The organism is Methylobacterium oryzae, assembly GCF_036441375.1.
Classification (GTDB): domain Bacteria; phylum Pseudomonadota; class Alphaproteobacteria; order Rhizobiales; family Beijerinckiaceae; genus Methylobacterium; species Methylobacterium oryzae_A.
In genome coordinates this window covers 458,376-475,142 of the sequence record NZ_MLCA01000006.1, presented here as the reverse complement: position 1 = coordinate 475,142, position 16,767 = coordinate 458,376, and the positions used below count along the sequence as shown (strand labels likewise).

Sequence of the window (16,767 nt, the reverse complement as noted above, 5' to 3'; positions counted from 1 at the left end):
TCGTCCCGGAACGGACGCTACCGCCCGCCGATTTGTCTGACAAGTGGGCTGGGTGCGATCCCGGCGCCGGGAAGCCGGTCGCGGCTTAGCGGGCCCGCACCGCGCCGCGCCTTGCGGGGGAACGGCGGAACCGCTACGGCATTGAGGCCGTGTGGCAGTCGGGGTGTGGCGCAGTCTGGTAGCGCACCTGGTTTGGGACCAGGGGGTCGTAGGTTCGAATCCTATCGCCCCGACCATTCTATCAGGAGCTTGTCGAGTCAGATGCCGAGCGCCCGCATCTTCCGTCCGTCTCGGGATGCCACGCAGTCGGGCCTCGCCCGGACCAAGCAGTGGATCCTGGAGTTCGACCGGACCAGCCCGCGCGAGATCGATCCGCTGATGGGGTGGAACGGATCCTCCGACATGCTCCAGCAGGTGCGCCTGGAATTCGACACCGAGGAGGAGGCCGTCGCCTACGCGAAGCGCGAGGGGATCGCGTTCCGGGTCGAGCAGCCGGCCAAGCCCGTCCAGCGCAAGGGCCTGTCCTACTCGGACAATTTCAAGTTCAACCGCACGGCGCCCTGGACCCATTGAGGCGAGAGGCCGCGTCAGGCCTCCCGGCGCGCCTTCCAGGCCGCGTAGGGCGAATCGCCCGGCGGCCGGATCTGGCTGATCCGCATCGGCTGCGCGTCGAGGGGCTGGCAGAGTTCGGCGTAGATCGTGGCGCTGCCGGCACCGTAGGTCTCGGCCTCCTCGGCCGAGAAGGCGAAGTAGCCCTCCTTGAAGCCGGCGAGCCGCATCGCCGCGTGGCACATCGGGCACGGGCGGCCGCTCGCGTACATCACGCAGTCGCCGAGGTCGCGACGGCCGAGCAGACGGCTCGCCTCGCGCAGCGCCACCATCTCGGCATGGGCGCTCGGATCGTTGGTCGCGTGCACGGTGTTGGCCGCGCGGACCAGTACGGCACCGTCCCGCACGATGACCGCGCCGTAGGGCGCCCCGCCGGCCTCGACATTGGCCGCGGCGAGCGCGACCGCCTCGCCGATATGGACCTCGTGCATCGGCATGGCTGAACGTTCCTCCGCTGGCGCGCCAACGCCGCGGACAGCCGGAAGTTCGGCTCCGCGTGTTCAGAACGCGTAGCGCACCGTGCAGTAGGGCATCGTCTCGGCGAGCAGGGCCTTGAACCGGGCGAGCCACCTTCCCTTCCAGCCGGCGCGGTAGCGCAGGTTGGCGCCCCCGCCCTCCGAGACCTTCGCCTCCTGGATGTCCGGCCGCCAGAGCAGCTCCTCGGCCTTCGGGTGCCATCCGAGGTTGACCGCATGCAGATCCGCATTGTGGGTCAGCATGATGATCTCGCACTTGAGCTGCGCCTTGGCGGCGTCGGACAGCGTCGCGTCGAGCTCGGTGAACAGCGCGCGCCAGTCCGCCTCCCAGCCCTCGTACAGGATCACGGGCGAGAAATTGGCGTGCACCTCGTAGCCGGCCGCCACGAAGTCGTCGATGGCGGCGATCCGCTCGGCGATCGGGGCGGTGCGCACGTCCACGATCCGGGCGATGCGCGCCGGCATGAGCGAGAAGCGGATGCGCGTCTTGCCCTGCGGATCGTAGGCCAGGAGGTCGCGGTTCACCGCCTTGGTGGCGAAGGAGGCCTTGGCGTTGGGCAGGGTGCGGAACAGCGCGACGAGGTCGCGCACGCCGTCGCTCACCGCCGCGTCCACCGAGAGATCGCCGTTCTCACCGATGTCGTAGACCCAGTATTCCGGATCGATCGGGTCCGGCTCCGACAGCCGTCCCTGGCGTCCGGCGTGCCGGGAGATCGCCGCGCAGGCCTGCTCGACGTTCACGAACAGCGAGATCGGGTTGGCGAAGCCCTTGCGGCGCGGCACGTAGCAGTAGGCACAGGCCATGGCGCAGCCATTGGAGGTCGAGGGCGCGATGAAGTGGGCGCTGCGGCCGTTGGGGCGCATCGCGAGGCCCTTCTTCACGCCGAGGACCAGGGTCGAGCGCTTGATCCGCACCCAGTCCTCCACCGAGCCGGCATTGCCGTGGAGGTCCGGGATGTTCCAGTGCGACGGTACCACGACGCGCCCGGCGTCGGGGAAGCGCGCCAGGATTTCCCGCCCCAGCGGGAAGTCACCCACGCCGGGCTCATGATAGATCGTCCGGATATCGAGCAGGTCGCGGGTCAGGGCCATGGACGATCCGGGGCCCGGGAGCGGCCCGGGACCCGATATGGTGCGCTCGGACGCGGCCGGAATGCCTTGCGACCGGTGGTCTCTCTTCGTCCGGAGCGGGAAAAACCCGGGATCGCGCGGGGTGGTCGATGATCGTTCAACGATATCTTACGATTCGCTGTCATGAGTCCCTCAGATGTGAGTGGACGTGCGATGATCGTTTGGGACCCAGAGAGATCCGAGCCGGGGTCACCCGGCTCCGGTGATTCTCTCGACCCTGCGGATCCGAGGTGGAACGCGCTGATCCGGCGGGACCAGCTGGAAGCCATGCGCGGGAGCGTGCTGGCGGCCATCCCGGTCAACATGCTGCTCGGCCTCGCCAGCGTCCTGGTCGCCTACCGGAGCGGACACGGGACCGTCGGGGCCGTCTGGTTCGCGGCGTCGACCAGCGTCAATCTGCTGCGAATCGCTCTCTGCCGGATTCCCTGCCTCGGCTTGGCGCTGACCGCCGACATGACGCCGGGCTTGGCCGCGGTAGCCGCGCGCTCCGTCGACCGGCAGCTGCGCACCTGCACGTTCGCGGCGTTCCTCTCCGGGCTGGTCTGGGCCTGCCAGCCGCTCCTGTGCGACGGCTACACCAGCGCCGAGACCCTGTTCTACCTCACCATCACCTGCGGGGTGACCGCGGGCGCCGTGACGCACGGGATCGCCTTCGCGCGCATCCCGCTCGCCTTCATCGCTCTGCCGCTGCTGTCGGTCACGGCCTGCCTCGCCTATGCCGGCGACTTCGACCGGAACTGCCTCGCGGCCTGCGTGCTGCTCTACTTCCTCGCCCTGACGCACACCGCATTTCGCAGCGAGGCGGTGTTTCGCCAGGCGAGCCGGCTCAAGAACGAGGCCCACGCCCTCGCCCGGTCCCGCGCCGAGGCGCATGCCAGCGCCAGCGCCCTCGTCGACGAGATGCGCTGGCGCGCCACGCACGACGATCTCACCGGCCTGCTGAACCGCGCGGGCTTCCTCCAGGCGACGGAGGACCGGCCGCGTTCCGGGACCCTGAGCCTGCTGATGCTCGACCTCGACGGGTTCAAGTTCGTCAACGACGTCTACGGCCACAAGGCGGGCGACCGGGTGCTGGTCGAGGTGGCGCGCCGGCTGCGCGACGCGCTCCCGGAGAACGGCCTCGCGGCCCGGCTGGGCGGCGATGAATTCGCCGTCCTGTACGATCCCGTGGCCTCCGGCGTGGCCGACGACGTCATGGCGGCAGCGCTCATCACCGCGGTGGCGCAGCCCTTCGACGGCTTCGACGCGGGCCGCCTCGGCGTCAGCATCGGCATCCACGCGAGCCCCGAGCCCAGCCTGACCGAGATGCTGAGCTGCGCCGACGAGGCGCTCTACGCCGCGAAGGCCGCCGGCCGGAACCGCTACCGCGTGTTCGACTCGCGCCTGCGCGAGCGGCTGCAGATGCGGCGGGACCTGGAGCGCGACCTGTCGCAGGCCCTGGTCGAGAACGCCCCGAAAGTGTGGTTCCAGCCGATCTACGCCGCGGATGCCCGGACGCTGGTCGGGCTGGAAGCTCTCGTCCGCTGGGAGCATCCGCGGCTCGGCTGGATCGCGCCCCCGGACCTGATCGCCGCCGCCGCGATGGCGGGCCTGACCGAATCGCTCCTCCGCTACATCCTCGAGCAGGTCTGCGCGATGCTGGCGATCCTGCATCGCCGCGGCCTGGGCGGCGTGCGCGTGGCGATGAACGTCTCACCACGCGAGATGGCGCAGGTGCCGGTGGACGAGATCGTCATCGAGCGCCTGAGCCTCCTCGGCCTGCCGCCCACCATGCTGGAGATCGAGATCACCGAGGAGACGGCCCTCGACATCGGCGCCGTTCAGGGGAAGCTGCAGGCGCTGTCCCGCGCCGGCATCCGGGTCGCCCTGGACGATTTCGGGATCGGCTACTCGTCGCTCTCCTCGCTGCGGCAGCTCAGGGCGGACCGGATCAAGATCGACCGGAGCTTCGTCACCGGCCTCGGTGCGAGCGACGACAAGCGCGGCCTGGTCCTCGCCGTCCTCGGCCTCGGCCGTCTGCTCGGGCTCGACGTCGTGGCGGAGGGCGTCGAGTCGGCCGAGGACCTGAACATCCTGCAGGCGATGGGCTGCCCGTTCCTGCAGGGCTACCATCTCGGCCGGCCGATGCCGGTGGAGACCCTGGAAGCCACCCTGCTCAGCACGCGCATCGCCGCGGCCTGAACCGCGCCTGTGGGCAGAGAGGCCGCGGCCGCGGGCGCCGCTCAGAACCGTTCCGCATCCGCCGGATTGCCGCGCAGGAGCCGGCGCGCCGCCGCGCGCCATAGCCCGTTCGGCAGCCCGTAGAGCCACACAAGCCCCGCGCAGCCGGCGATCGCGAGCAGGAACAGCCAGGCCAGGGCTTCGAGGATGGGCCCGGGCGGCGTCCCCGACTCCGTCCGGTCGTACCAGAGCGGGTCCGTGTCCCAGGGCGGGTCGTTCTCGTCCACGGCTGAACCCTCCACCGCGGGTCCGACGCCGGACCCGGGGCGCTCGCGCGGTGCCGCTCGCAGGATCGGCATGATGGATCGCGACGCGGCCATCCGCGCCGGTCCGTCAGCCCGCCCGAACGGCGCGCACCGCTCCTCGGCCGGGCCCGGTCCGCACACGCCTGAACCGCCCCAGCGGGAGCACGCTACAGGTCCCGCCGCGCGCCCTTCGAATACCCATTTCGGATAACGGCGCTCGCCCTGCCGCGCTTTTCCACATCCAATTTTCTCCGCAATTTATTGCTTAGTTTGCGGGCTATGGCATTCTGACCGTCGGAAAGACTGTGTGATCTGCCATGACATCTGCCAAGCGCCTGTGGCGCGAGCGCTGGGCGCTATGTTCGATGCTGGTCCTGACGGCCGCCTGCACGGGCGCGGCGCAGGCCGAGGACATGCGCATCGAGGCCGCCAAGATCACCGGCGGCGATCTCTGGATCATCGGCTATGCCGACGATCCGGGGGTGGAGATCACGCTCGACGGCCAGTTCCCGCACCGGACCGACAGCCGCGGCTATTTCGAATTTCGCGTCGTCTACCATCCCGCCACCTGCATCGCGACGCTGCGGACGCCGAAACAGTCCCGCAGCATCGTGGTGGGCGAGTGCGGACAGCAGGGACCGCAGGCACCCGGCCTCGCCGGCCCGGCCGGACCGCGCGGCGCGACGGGTCCGCGGGGCGAAGCGGGTCCGCCCGGCGAGCGCGGCGCGATGGGCCCGCATGGCCGGCGCGCCGGGGCTGATGGGCGCCATGGGTCCGGCCGGACCACCCGGGCCGCCCGGTTCCCGCGGACAGCCGACGACCCCGAGCGCGATACCGAAGCCGAAACCCAAGCCGGTCCCCGCGCTGACCGGCTCGGTGCCCAAACCGCGCCCGCCGGCGCGCGCGCGCCGTGCGCCGGAGCCCGATACGGCTCCCGACGCCCCGCTGGAGCTCGAGCCGGACGCGGGCGGCAGCGGGATGGACCGGTACTAGGCGGGAACCGGCGCCGAAGACCGTGATCGGCGGTCGCGGACGGGCCCGCCCTCCCCCGCTGGAGGCGACTGCCCAGGTCTGAATTCTCGCGTCCCCGCAAGCCGGCAATAGCCTCCGACGGAGCGTATTTATGAAACTAAAACAGCTCAATACGCCTGCTCGCCCCGCTCTGCGTTCGGGGTGTGTCACCTTAATGCCCCAACGCCGCACATTCGGTCGCCGCACCCGCACCGAGGCGAGCCAAAGCGCCCAGTTTGCGCTAAGCGTGACGGTGGGGCGGGCTTGATCGGAGACGAGCGAAACGCCGTACCTTGGCCGTTTACGTCTCGGACATCCGGACCGAAAGAGACCGCAAGGGCTTGTTCATCGTGACACGACGTCCACAAGCGAGTTGCCCGACGTTCCGCCTGGTCGGGATGGTGTCCGGACTCGCGGTGCTGGCTGCCATGCCGGCATCCGCCGAGACTCTGGAGAGCGCGCTCGCGAAGGCCTATCAGGGCAATCCGAGCCTGAATGCCAGCCGCGCGGGCGTGCGCGCGATCGACGAGAACGTGGCGATCGCGCAGTCGGGCTATCGGCCGACCGTGAACGTCAACGCCGCGATCGGCGTCCAGTACCTTCAGACGCGCTCGTCGAGCAGCGTCGCGTCCGCGGGCACCGCCGGCACGACGGCGGCCACCGCCGGTTCGACCCTCGGGACGACGGGCGGCGGCCTGGGTGGAACGACGGGCGCCGGGACGACCGGCACGGGGGCGACCACGGGTATCGGGACGGTGGGAACCGGGACCGCGGGGGGGACCTCCGGCCTCGGAACCTCGGGCCTCGGCACGGCGGGCGCCGCGACCGGCGGCGAGGGCCTGTCCGGCGGCGCGACGTCCGACATCGCCAGCCAGGTCATCACCTCGCGTCGGACGACGCGCACCACGTACCTGCCGAGTTCAGCCAGCCTGAACGTCACGCAGACGATCTTCAACGGCTTCCAGACCGACAACACGGTCCGGCGCGCCGAATCGCAGGTGTACAGCCAGCGCGAAAGCCTGCGCTTCACCGAGCTGACGGTGCTCTACAACGCCGTTCAGGCGTACATGAACGTGCTCAGCAACACGGCGACGCTGGAGCTGAACCGGAACAACGTCGAAGTTCTGGAAGAGCAGCTGCGCCAGACGCGAGACCGCTTCAACGTCGGCGAGGTGACCCGGACCGACGTCGCGCAGGCCGAGGCACGGCTGGCCGGCGCCCGCTCGCAGGTCAGCGCCGCCGAATCGACCCTGCGCACGAGCATCGGCGTCTACCGGCAGAATATCGGCGTCGAGCCGCGCCAGCTCGCGCCGGGTCGGCCGCTGGACCGGTTCGTGCCGCGCAACCTCGATCAGGCGATCGCCGTCGGCCTGCGCGAACATCCGCAGGTCGTGTCGGCCATCCACAACGTCGACGCGACCGAAGCTCAGGTGAAGGTCCTGGAAGGTCAGCTCGCCCCGCAGCTCAGCCTGCAGGGCTCGCTGAGCCAGCTCTACGATCAGAACGGGCCGAATCAGAGCTTCTTCGTCGGCTTCGTCGGCGGCCGGCTTTCCATCCCGATCTACGAGGGCGGCCAGACCTACGCGCAGATCCGGCAGGCCAAGGAGTCGGTCGGCCAGGCCCGCATCCAGGTCGACCAGATCCGCGACCAGGTCCGCGCCCAGATCGTGGATTTCTGGGGCCGGCTCGAGGCCGCGAAGGCGCAGGTCATCGCCGCCCAGGCCCAGGTCCAGGCCAACGAGGTGGCGCTGAACGGCGTGCGCGAGGAAGCGCGCGTCGGCCAGCGCACGACCCTCGACGTGCTGAACGCCCAGCAGGAATTGCTGAACTCCCGCGTGAGCCTCATCCTCGCCCAGCGCGACCGCGTGATCTTCTCCTACGGGGTGGTCCAGGCGATCGGCCAGTTGACCGCGCGCTTCACGGCGCTCCCGGTCGAATACTACAGCGCCAAGGTCCACTACGATCAGGTCAAGGATCTGTGGTTCGGCCTGCGCACGCCGGACGGCCGCTGACGGCTTTTCCACGGGGAGTGTGTTGCGGGCGCGCTTGCCGCCACGAAACGGCATGGAATACTGATTGAACATCGATCCATTCGGGTCGCTTTCCAGTCTCCCATGCCCGAGTGCGCCTGCCGATGAGTGCAGCTAGCCCCAAGATCCCGGACTCGAAATTCCAGGACAAGGCTGCCGATAAGGCGCACGAGCCTTCGATGGAAGAGATCCTCGCGTCGATCCGGAGGATCATCGCCGACGATCAGGCCGCCAAGCCCGCCGAGGTGCCGGCGCCCGCTCCGGAGCCCGACGACGTGCTCGACCTCGCGGAGGTCGCCGAGCCAGTCGCGCGCCCGCGGGTGGTCGAGCCGGAACCCGAGGTGGCCCCGGACCTGCTCGACTTCGACGCGATCGACTTCGAGGACCCGGTCACCGCCGCGCCGGAACCGGAGCCCGAGCCGGAACCCGAACCCGAGCCGGAGCCGATCCCGGAGCCCCCGGCACCGCCGCCGCCGCCGGTACTCCAGGCCGCCCGCGCACCGGACCCGGAGCCCGAGGCGCTGGTCTCCCCTGCGACCGACGCCAGCGTCAGCGGTGCGTTCAACCTGCTGGCCCACACGGTGCTGACGCAGAACGCCCGGACCCTGGAGGATCTCGTCAAGGAGATGCTCCGGCCGATGCTGAAATCCTGGCTGGACGACAACCTGCCGGCCGTGGTCGAGCGCCTCGTGCGCGCCGAGATCGAGCGGGTCTCGCGCGGCCGCTGAGCCGGTGGCCTGGGTACGGCGGCCGCGGGTCGCCGTCCGCGTGTTGACGGGAGCGGCGTGACGGTCGAAAGCGGGGCCAACCCCCTTTGGACAAGCGCCGGCCCGTACCCGCGATGATGGACAAGACCTTCGAGCCCACCTCCGTCGAGGCGCGGATCTCCGCCGCCTGGGCTGAGGCGGACGCCTTCCGCGCCGGCCGGCCCGAGCGCGCCGGAGCTCCGCCTTACTGCATCGTGATCCCGCCGCCGAACGTGACGGGCTCGCTGCACATGGGCCACGCCCTCAACAACACGCTGCAGGACATCCTCTGCCGCTTCGAGCGCATGCGCGGGAAGGACGTGCTCTGGCAACCGGGGACGGACCATGCCGGCATCGCCACCCAGATGGTGGTCGAGCGGCGGATGATGGAGCGTCAGGAGCCCGGCCGCCGCGAGATCGGCCGCGCGGCCTTCGTCGAGAAGGTCTGGGCCTGGAAGGCGGAATCCGGCGGCGCGATCGTCAACCAGCTGAAGCGGCTCGGCGCCTCCTGCGACTGGTCCCGCGAGCGCTTCACCATGGACGAGGGCCTCAGCCGGGCCGTCCTCAAGACCTTCGTCGACCTACACCGACAGGGCCTGATCTACCGCGACAAGCGGCTGGTGAACTGGGACCCGAAATTCCAGACCGCGATCTCGGACCTGGAGGTCCAGCAGATCGAGACGAGGGGCCATCTCTGGCACTTCGACTACCCGGTGGTGGACGAGGCCGGCAACGAGACCGGCGAGGTCATCACGGTGGCGACCACCCGCCCCGAGACGATGCTGGGCGATACCGGCGTCGCGGTCCATCCCGAGGACGAGCGCTACACGGTGCTGGTCGGCAAGCGCGTGCGCCTGCCGCTGGTTGGGCGGCTGATCCCGATCGTGGCCGACACCTACTCGGATCCGGAGAAGGGTACGGGCGCGGTCAAGATCACGCCCGCCCACGACTTCAACGATTTCGATGTCGGCCGCCGCCACGGGCTCGGCCTGATCAACGTGCTCGATCCCGAGGGCCGGATGCTGCTCGACGGCAACGCGGACTTCCTCGACGGGATCGCGCCCGAGCCGGAGGCGCTGGCGCTCCACGGCCTCGACCGCGCGCAGGCCCGCAAGGAGGTCGTCGCGCTGATGGAGGCGCGCGGGCGCCTGCGCGCGATCGAGCCGAACACCCACGCGGTCCCGCACGGTGACCGCTCGGGCGTGGTCATCGAGCCCTACCTGACCGACCAGTGGTACGTGAACGTCAAGCCGCTCGCGGAGCGCGCCCTCCAGGCGGTGCGCGACGGGCAGACCAAGTTCGTGCCCGAGAACTACGAGAAGATCTTCTTCCAGTGGCTCACCAACATCGAGCCGTGGTGCATCTCGCGCCAGCTCTGGTGGGGTCACCAGATCCCGGTCTGGTACGACGACGCGGGCGGCATCTTCGTCGCCGAGAGCGAGGAAGAGGCGCTGGCCGCGGCCGAGGCGCGGCACGGCCGACCGGTCGCGCTCACCCGCGACGAGGACGTCCTCGACACGTGGTTCTCCTCGGCGCTCTGGCCGTTCTCGACGCTGGGCTGGCCGGACACGACCCCGGAGCTCACCCGCTTCTACCCGACCAACACCCTGGTGACCGGCAAGGACATCCTGTTCTTCTGGGTCGCCCGGATGATGATGATGGGCCTGCACCTCACCGACCGGGCGCCCTTCGACACGGTCTACCTGCACACCCTGGTGCGGGACGCCTCCGGGGCGAAGATGTCGAAGTCGAAGGGCAACGTCGTCGATCCCCTGGAGCTGATCGATCAGGTCGGCGCCGACGCCCTGCGCTTCACCCTCTGCGCGCTGGCCGTCCAGGGCCGCGACATCAAGCTGTCCACCGACCGTGTGCAGGGCTACCGCAACTTCGCGACCAAGCTCTGGAACGCCGCCCGCTTCGCCGAGCTGAACGGCTGCCGCCTGGATCCCGCCTTCGACCCGCGTTCGGCCACCGGCGCGATCAACCGCTGGGCGCTCACCGAGGCGGCCCGCGCGGTCGACGAGGTCGCGGGCGCCCTCGAGGCCTTCCGCTTCAACGACGCTGCGGCGGCCGCCTACCGCTTCGTCTGGAACATCTTCTGCGATTGGTATCTCGAGCTCGCCAAGCCCGTGCTGCAGGGCGAGAGCGTCGATCCCGCGATCCGGGCCGAGACGCAGGCGAGCGTGGCGTTCCTGATCGATCAGGTCGCCAAGCTCCTGCACCCGTTCATGCCCTTCCTCACCGAGGAGCTGTGGGCGATCAAGGGGGCCGACCTGCCGGAGCGCGGCCTCCTGACCCTCGCCGCCTGGCCCGACCTCGGCGGCCTCGCCGACGCGGCCGCCGAGGCCGAGGTCGGCTTCGTAGTCGATCTCGTCAGCCAGATCCGCTCGGCGCGGTCTGAGACCAATGTCCCGGCCGGCGCGCAGATTCCCCTGGCGATGGTCGGCGCCGCTCCGGAGGTCCGAGCGCGGGTGGAAGCGTGGCGGGACACGCTGCTGCGCCTCGCACGGCTGTCGGACATCACCTTCGCGGACACGCCGCCGAAGAACTCGGTCCAGCTCCTGGTGCGCGGCAGCGTCGCCGCGCTGCCGCTGGAGGGTGTGGTCGACCTCGCGGCCGAGGTCGCGCGCCTGAAGAAGGAGCAGGGCAAGGCGCAGGGCGAGATCAAGAAGATCGACGCCAAGCTCGGCAACGCCGACTTCGTGGCCCGGGCGCCCGAGGAGATCATCGAGGAGAACCGGGAGCGCCGCGAGAGCGAGTCGGCGCGGCTGGCGAAGATCGAGGAGGCGCTGGCCCGGCTCAGCGGGGGCTGAGCGCCGGTTCAGAGAGCCTCGAAAGCCGCGCCCCGATCCTGAGGTGCCGGAGCGAGGCTCCTCGGGATGCCGGTGGGTGTGCGATCACCGTCCGGGCGCACCCGGCATCGGGCGGTCACACGGGGGGCCGGATCGGGGCGCAGCCGCTGACGGCGGTCGCGCCGGCGTCGATGTCTCCTGCCCGGGAAGCCGAGATCATCGGCGGGTACCGAGCGTACCGGTGAAGGCCTTTGGGGTCCCCCAGCTCGCGGACGACGTGTCGATCGGGCTCCAGAAGCCGTCCCGCGACGCGCCGTGGGGATGCGTAGAATAGTCCGGCGGGACATACCCTCCCGCCTGGTTCCAATGCCCGGGCTTCAGGTTGGTCACCGCACGGTCCGCACGCCCGTCATCGTAGCGGCGCGTATCGATGTCGTACATCGTCCTGGAAACGCCGCGCGCTGCGCGATCTGTTACGATGGAATTTGCGTCAAAGTAGTCACGGTAGTCCGCATAGGACTCGACCGCCATCGCACCGACAGTCGACCCGAAGAAGATGGCGGCCATCAACAGCGTCCTCATCGCACCCTCTCTACCCAGACATTGGCCTCTGGCAGCACCGGGATCTGCGCCGGCCTGCCGAACTGAGCGGGATTGTAGGGAGACTCTGGGGAAGCGCGGTGCCGGACGGCACAAGCCCGGCCCTTTCCCACGTCGCAGAGGGTCGTCGCGCCCCGCCGCCCCGGGCGGGCGTCAGGACCGCGAGGGCGCGCCGCGACCGACCGGTCACATGTCCAAACGGTAATTTGATCGCCACGACCGGGTCAGGCGCCGCCCCTTAAACCGATCCCATCGACCGCCGCGACCACCGGCGTCGTCCCGATCAGTTCCGAGAGGTTGAGACCCCCCATGACCGAGACCCGTCCCACTGGCCGCACCTCGCGCCGCGCCCTCGCCTCCGTGGCGGCTGCCGCGCTGATCGCCGGCGGCGCTATCGGCAGCGGCTATCTGCCGGCCGCGACCCCAGCCTACGCGCAGGCGCTTCCCAAGTCGCCGATCGAGGCCCCCGAGCACCCGCCGGGCTCGTTCGCCGGCATCGTCAACAAGGTGAAGCCGGGCGTGGTCTCGGTGAAGGTGAAGCTCGACGACTCGGCGAGCAGCGACGACGACGACGGCCCGAGCCAGGGGCGCAACCTCCAGAACGTGCCGCCGCAGCTGCGCGAGTTCTTCAAGCGCTTCGGCCAGAACGGCCCCGGTGGCATGCAGCCCCAGCATCAGGGCCCGCGCGGCGCGGTCGGCTCCGGCTTCATCATCTCGGCCGACGGCTACGTGGTCACCAACAACCACGTCGTCGACCATGCCAAGACCGTGCAGGTGACGCTGGACGACGGCCGTACCCTCGACGCGAAGGTCATCGGCAAGGATTCCAAGACCGACGTCGCCCTGCTGAAGATCACCGAGGGCTCGAACTTCCCGTACGTGCAGTTCGGCAAGTCGGCCCCCCAGGTCGGCGACTGGGTGGTGGCGATCGGTAACCCGTTCGGCCTCGGCGGCACCGTGACTGCCGGCATCGTCTCGGCCCGCGGCCGCGACATCGGCGCCGGCCCCTACGACGACTTCCTGCAGATCGACGCGCCCATCAACAAGGGCAACTCGGGCGGCCCGACCTTCAACGTCAACGGCGAGGTGGTCGGCATGAACACCGCCATCGCCTCTCCGTCGGGCGGCAGCGTCGGCCTCGCCTTCGCGATCCCCGCCGAGACCGTGCAGGCGGTGGTCGACCAGCTCCGGACCGACGGCAAGGTCGCCCGCGGCTACCTGGGCGTCCAGATCCAGCCCGTGACGCAGGATATCGCCGAGGGTCTGGGCCTCGACAAGGCCAAGGGCGCCCTCGTCGACCACGCCGAGAACGGAACCCCGGCGGCCAAGGCCGGCCTGAAGGCGGGCGACGTGATCGAGAAGGTCAACGGCGACACCGTCGACAGCGCCCGCGAACTCTCGCGCAAGATCGCCGGCCTCAAGCCGGGCGCGAAGGTCGAGCTGAGCTACCTGCGCGGCGGCAAGACCGACACCGCCACGGTGACGCTGGGCACTATGCCGACTGACGGCACCAAGATGGCGAGCCGCGACGACGACTCGGGCAACGGCCAGCCGCGGCTCGGCCTGCAGCTCGCCCCGGCCGGCGATGTCGGCCTGTCGGATCAGGGCGTCGCGGTGGTCCAAGTCGATCCCGACGGCCCGGCGGCCGCCAAGGGCATCGAGGCGGGCGACGTGATCCTCGATGTCGGCGGCCAGAGCGTGTCCCGTCCGGCGGACGTGGCGACGCAGATCCGGGCGGCCGAGTCGAGCGGGCGCAAGGCCGTGCTGATGCGGGTGAAGAGCGGCAAGGGCCAGACCCGGTTCGTGGCGGTCTCGCTCAACAAGAAGGCTGGCTGAGTCCGGTTTCTCCCGGCGCGGGGTCCGCCCCGCGCCGTCTCGTGGTGACCTCGACTCGCGCCGGCCGAACAGGCCGGCGCTTTTTCGTGCCCAGCCCGGCCGCGTCTGGGCGTCTCAGCGCCCCGGGACCGGTATGCCCAGTCCCGGCCCGAGCCGCGTCCGGCACCGTCCCAGCGCCGCGAAGGCGGCGTTCGAGTCCCGGGCGAGGCGCATCAGGTCTCCCAGGCGCGCCCGGCCGCGCGCGAAAGCGAAGAACACGGCGGCGATGTCGGGTTCGCCGTCCGGCGTGAGCGCCGAGGCCGCGAAGGCCGGCAGGGCCTGATCGGCCGGATCGCAGATCACGCGCACGGCCGCGAAGGGCAGGCCGTGCCGGCCCGCGAAGGACGCGGCCACGTGCGATTCCATGTCGACCGCCGCGGCGCCGGTGGTGGTCCGCAGGTCCGTCTTGCCGTCGACCGCGAGAACCGCGGTGTCGACGCCCGCCAGATCCGCCGGGATCACCCGCGGCCCGACGCCGGACAGGAGATTGAGGAGCGTGGCCGACAGGTCGAGATCGGCGGCACGCCGGCCCTCCTCGCTGACCACGCCGGTGCCGACCACGACGTCGCCGGGCCTGAGCGAGGGATCGAGGCCGCCCGCGATGCCGAAGCTGATCACCGCCCGGCAGCCGGGTTCAGGCCGGGCCTCGAGGAGCTGACGCAGCCGGTGGGGATTTCCGCCGGCCCCCACCGCCTCGACCCCCTCCCCCGCCGCCATGCGGCGCTCGCGGGCGAGGCCGGTGACGGCCAGGACGGGTGCGGCAGGATCGATCATGGCCCGCTCGTGGACGAGTCCGGCGAGGTCCGCAAGCAGGCGCGAGCGCCGGGGCGGGGTCCGGGCCGGATCCGGCGCGGGGGGCGGATCGTCCGGGCCCGCGGGATCACTGTCTGAGGAGGCCACGTGTCGGGTACCAGGGCTCGCGGATCGGCTGTCGGGACGGTCGAGCGCGCCGCGATCCGGCGGAGCGGAGCCGGCCCGTCGGGCCGGCCCCAGGACGTCAGCGGACGTCACATGCCGAACTGGACGCGCCGGCTGTTGCCACGCTTGAGGTTGCGGAAACGCGCCATCGCCCACAGCGGGAAGAACTTCGGGTAACCATGGTACCGCAGGTAGAACACCCGCGGGAAGCCCGTGGCGGTGTAGCGCTCCTCCTTCCAGAACCCGTCCGCGCCCTGCGTGCGGGTCAGGAAGTTGATGCCCCGGGTCACGGCCGGATCGTCGACCGCGCCGGCCGCCATCAGGGCGAGCAGCGCCCAGGCGGTCTGCGAGGCGGTGGACGAGCCGGGCTCGAAGGCCGGGTCGATCTTGTACGAGGAGGCGTCCTCACCCCAGCCGCCATCCGGGTTCTGGATCCGGATCAGCCAGTTCACCGCCCGCTGGATGCGCGGATCGGCGGGGTCGACCCCGGCGGCGTTGAGGGCGCAGAGCACGGACCACGTGCCGTAGATGAAGTTCATGCCCCAGCGGCCGTACCAGGACCCGTCCTCCTCCTGGTCGTTCAGGAGGTAGTTCACGCCGCGGTCGAGGGCGCGGGAGGTCTCGCGGGTCTCGCCGAGCTGGGACAGCATCCCGACCACGCGGGCGGTCACGTCCGCGGTCGGCGGGTCGAGCAGCGCGCCGTGATCCGAGAACGGGATGTGGTTGAGGTACATGTGGTTGTTGTCGGCGTCGAACGCCGCCCACCCGCCGTCCTCGGATTGCAGCCCCTCGACCCACTCGCGGGCGCGGGCGATCGCGGCCTTGTAGTCCGGCATGCCGGCGACCAGCCCGTGCTGGTGCATGGCCCGGTCCATCGCCATCACCACCACGGCGGTGTCGTCGAGGTCGGGATAGTGGGCGTTGGCGTACTGGAACGCCCAGCCGCCCGGCCGGACCTTCGGCTTGCGCGCCGCCCAGTCGCCGACGATGTCGAGCACCTGGCGGGGCTTCAGCCAGTCGAGGCCGGCGCGGGCCTGGGCCTCGGCCTCGGGGCCGCCGGCCTCGAGCAGCGCGTGGCTCGCGAGCGCCGTGTCCCAGACCGGCGAGACGCAGGGCTGGACGTAGGCCTCGTCGGCCTTCTCGACGACGAGCTTCTCGATGGCGTCGCAGGCCACGCGGACCTGCGGGTGATCGGGCCGGTAGCCCATCACCTCGTACATCAGCACCGAGTTGACCATGGCGGGGAAGATGGCGCCCAGGCCGTCCTCACCGTTCAGGCGCTCGCTCACCCAGGCGCGCGCCATCTCCATGGCGCGCTGCCGGCTCTTGCGCGGCAGGTGGTTCTCGACCCGCTGCAGCACCCGGTCGATGAAGCCGAAGATCGGCGTCCACGGCCACGTCGCGTGGGGCGAGCCCGGCCAGGAGCGGACGCTCTCCGGCGGCGTGACGAACAGCTCCTGCACGCTGATGCCGCGCGGGTTGCGCGCCCGGGGCTTGGTCGCCTGCAGCACGAACAGCGGCACCACGGTGGTGCGGGCCCAGTAGCTGATCTTGTCGAGGTGGAACGGGAACCACTTCGGCAGGAACATCACCTCGACGGGCATCACCGGCACGGCGCGCCACGGCACCTCGCCGTAGAGGGCCAGCATGAAGCGGGTGAACACGTTGGCGTTGGCCGCGCCGCCGCGGGACAGGATGCCCTCGCGCGCCCGGCGCATGTGCGGCGCCTCGATGTCGTCGCCGATCATCTTGAGCGCGAAATACGCCTTGACCGTGCAGCTCATGTCGAACGGCCCCTCGTGGACGAGGGCCCATCCGCCGTGCCGACCCTGCGTGCGGCGGAGGTAGTTGCCGATCTTGGCCTCCAGGTCGCCGGGGACCTGGGTGCCGCGGAAATGGTGGAACAGGATGTACTCGGACGGGATCGTGGCATCCGCCTCGAGCTCGAAGCAGATGTGCCCGTCGTCGTGCGCCAGGGCGGTCAGCGCGCGCGTCGCCTGCGCCACGCCGCGCTCGACGTCCTCGAGCGAGATCCCCTGCGTCTTCGAGCGCTGCAGCGCCTCGACTTTGCTTACGGCCTCTCTCATAGTCCTCGCCTCGAGCGACCGCCTCGC

13 protein-coding genes and 1 tRNA gene are annotated in these 16,767 nt (G+C 70.6%); 8 read left to right on the top strand and 6 right to left on the bottom strand.

All coding sequences use genetic code 11. The annotated features are described in order from the left end of the window. Window positions 1–159: 159 nt before the first annotated feature. Together MOTC310_RS12845 and MOTC310_RS12840 are read left to right on the top strand one after the other, a co-directional pair. Window positions 160–236, top strand: a tRNA-Pro gene (locus MOTC310_RS12845). Between the two features lie 25 nt (window positions 237–261). Then, a complete protein-coding gene (locus tag MOTC310_RS12840; protein ID WP_331293510.1) occupies window positions 262–573 on the top strand; it encodes an ETC complex I subunit in 312 nt (103 codons plus the stop codon). 14 nt (window positions 574–587) lie between these two features. Here the strand turns inward: MOTC310_RS12840 and MOTC310_RS12835 are convergent, their stop codons facing one another. Together MOTC310_RS12835 and MOTC310_RS12830 are read right to left on the bottom strand one after the other, a co-directional pair. Beyond that, a complete protein-coding gene (locus tag MOTC310_RS12835; RefSeq protein WP_331293511.1) occupies window positions 588–1,046 on the bottom strand; it encodes a nucleoside deaminase in 459 nt (152 codons plus the stop codon). A 63-nt stretch (window positions 1,047–1,109) separates the two neighbouring features. Beyond that, window positions 1,110–2,177 carry a spore photoproduct lyase family protein gene (locus tag MOTC310_RS12830; RefSeq protein WP_331302030.1) on the bottom strand — a complete coding sequence of 356 codons (1,068 nt, stop codon included), beginning with the start codon at window positions 2,175–2,177 and terminating at the stop codon, window positions 1,110–1,112. 306 nt (window positions 2,178–2,483) lie between these two features. On the opposite strand from MOTC310_RS12830, the gene MOTC310_RS12825 reads away from it, so the two are divergent. Then, on the top strand, window positions 2,484–4,397 hold the full coding sequence (locus MOTC310_RS12825) for a putative bifunctional diguanylate cyclase/phosphodiesterase (RefSeq protein WP_331302029.1): 1,914 nt from the start codon (window positions 2,484–2,486) through the stop codon (window positions 4,395–4,397). Window positions 4,398–4,438: 41 nt separating this feature from the next. Here the strand turns inward: MOTC310_RS12825 and MOTC310_RS12820 are convergent, their stop codons facing one another. After that, on the bottom strand, window positions 4,439–4,663 hold the full coding sequence (locus tag MOTC310_RS12820) for a hypothetical protein (RefSeq protein ID WP_331302028.1): 225 nt from the start codon (window positions 4,661–4,663) through the stop codon (window positions 4,439–4,441). 335 nt (window positions 4,664–4,998) lie between these two features. Here MOTC310_RS12820 and MOTC310_RS12815 point away from each other — a divergent pair, with 335 nt between their 5' ends. The 4 genes from MOTC310_RS12815 (at window position 4,999) to MOTC310_RS12800 (ending at window position 11,281) form a co-directional block, all read left to right on the top strand. Beyond that, window positions 4,999–5,700, top strand: a complete 702-nt coding sequence (locus MOTC310_RS12815) for a collagen-like domain-containing protein (RefSeq protein ID WP_331302027.1) — start codon at window positions 4,999–5,001, stop codon at window positions 5,698–5,700. A 390-nt stretch (window positions 5,701–6,090) separates the two neighbouring features. Continuing rightward, complete coding sequence (locus tag MOTC310_RS12810) at window positions 6,091–7,704, top strand: TolC family outer membrane protein (protein ID WP_331293516.1); 1,614 nt, start codon at window positions 6,091–6,093, stop codon at window positions 7,702–7,704. 197 nt (window positions 7,705–7,901) lie between these two features. Next, window positions 7,902–8,450 (top strand): PopZ family protein, encoded by a 549-nt coding sequence (locus MOTC310_RS12805; RefSeq protein ID WP_331302026.1) that lies wholly within the window; start codon window positions 7,902–7,904, stop codon window positions 8,448–8,450. Between the two features lie 113 nt (window positions 8,451–8,563). Continuing rightward, window positions 8,564–11,281, top strand: a complete 2,718-nt coding sequence (locus tag MOTC310_RS12800) for a valine--tRNA ligase (protein ID WP_331302025.1) — start codon at window positions 8,564–8,566, stop codon at window positions 11,279–11,281. Between the two features lie 195 nt (window positions 11,282–11,476). Here MOTC310_RS12800 and MOTC310_RS12795 read toward each other — a convergent pair whose 3' ends face one another. Beyond that, a complete protein-coding gene (locus tag MOTC310_RS12795) occupies window positions 11,477–11,827 on the bottom strand; it encodes a hypothetical protein (protein ID WP_331302024.1) in 351 nt (116 codons plus the stop codon). A gap of 342 nt (window positions 11,828–12,169) precedes the next feature. Between MOTC310_RS12795 and MOTC310_RS12790 the strand changes: the two genes are divergently transcribed. After that, window positions 12,170–13,696 carry a Do family serine endopeptidase gene (locus tag MOTC310_RS12790; RefSeq protein ID WP_331293520.1) on the top strand — a complete coding sequence of 509 codons (1,527 nt, stop codon included), beginning with the start codon at window positions 12,170–12,172 and terminating at the stop codon, window positions 13,694–13,696. 114 nt (window positions 13,697–13,810) lie between these two features. Here the strand turns inward: MOTC310_RS12790 and MOTC310_RS12785 are convergent, their stop codons facing one another. Both MOTC310_RS12785 and shc read right to left on the bottom strand, forming a co-directional pair. Further along, window positions 13,811–14,509, bottom strand: coding sequence for a phosphorylase (locus MOTC310_RS12785; protein WP_331293521.1), 699 nt, complete (start codon window positions 14,507–14,509; stop codon window positions 13,811–13,813). 233 nt (window positions 14,510–14,742) lie between these two features. Beyond that, window positions 14,743–16,740 carry a squalene--hopene cyclase gene (shc, locus tag MOTC310_RS12780; RefSeq protein WP_331302023.1) on the bottom strand — a complete coding sequence of 666 codons (1,998 nt, stop codon included), beginning with the start codon at window positions 16,738–16,740 and terminating at the stop codon, window positions 14,743–14,745. Window positions 16,741–16,767 lie beyond the last annotated feature (27 nt).

Excerpts from the sequence above, each read along its gene's own strand:
- MOTC310_RS12800 (WP_331302025.1), top strand. The coding sequence starts at position 8,564 with ATGATGGACAAGACCTTCGAGCCCACCTCCGTCGAGGCGCGGATCTCC.
- MOTC310_RS12810 (WP_331293516.1), top strand. The coding sequence starts at position 6,091 with ATGGTGTCCGGACTCGCGGTGCTGGCTGCCATGCCGGCATCCGCCGAG.
- MOTC310_RS12790 (WP_331293520.1), top strand. The coding sequence starts at position 12,170 with ATGACCGAGACCCGTCCCACTGGCCGCACCTCGCGCCGCGCCCTCGCC.
- MOTC310_RS12805 (WP_331302026.1), top strand. The coding sequence starts at position 7,902 with ATGGAAGAGATCCTCGCGTCGATCCGGAGGATCATCGCCGACGATCAG.
- MOTC310_RS12830 (WP_331302030.1), bottom strand. The coding sequence starts at position 2,177 with ATGGCCCTGACCCGCGACCTGCTCGATATCCGGACGATCTATCATGAG.
- MOTC310_RS12815 (WP_331302027.1), top strand. The coding sequence starts at position 4,999 with ATGACATCTGCCAAGCGCCTGTGGCGCGAGCGCTGGGCGCTATGTTCG.
- MOTC310_RS12840 (WP_331293510.1), top strand. The coding sequence starts at position 262 with ATGCCGAGCGCCCGCATCTTCCGTCCGTCTCGGGATGCCACGCAGTCG.
- shc (WP_331302023.1), bottom strand. The coding sequence starts at position 16,740 with ATGAGAGAGGCCGTAAGCAAAGTCGAGGCGCTGCAGCGCTCGAAGACG.
- MOTC310_RS12785 (WP_331293521.1), bottom strand. The coding sequence starts at position 14,509 with ATGATCGATCCTGCCGCACCCGTCCTGGCCGTCACCGGCCTCGCCCGC.
- MOTC310_RS12795 (WP_331302024.1), bottom strand. The coding sequence starts at position 11,827 with ATGGCCGCCATCTTCTTCGGGTCGACTGTCGGTGCGATGGCGGTCGAG.
- MOTC310_RS12835 (WP_331293511.1), bottom strand. The coding sequence starts at position 1,046 with ATGCCGATGCACGAGGTCCATATCGGCGAGGCGGTCGCGCTCGCCGCG.
- MOTC310_RS12825 (WP_331302029.1), top strand. The coding sequence starts at position 2,484 with ATGCGCGGGAGCGTGCTGGCGGCCATCCCGGTCAACATGCTGCTCGGC.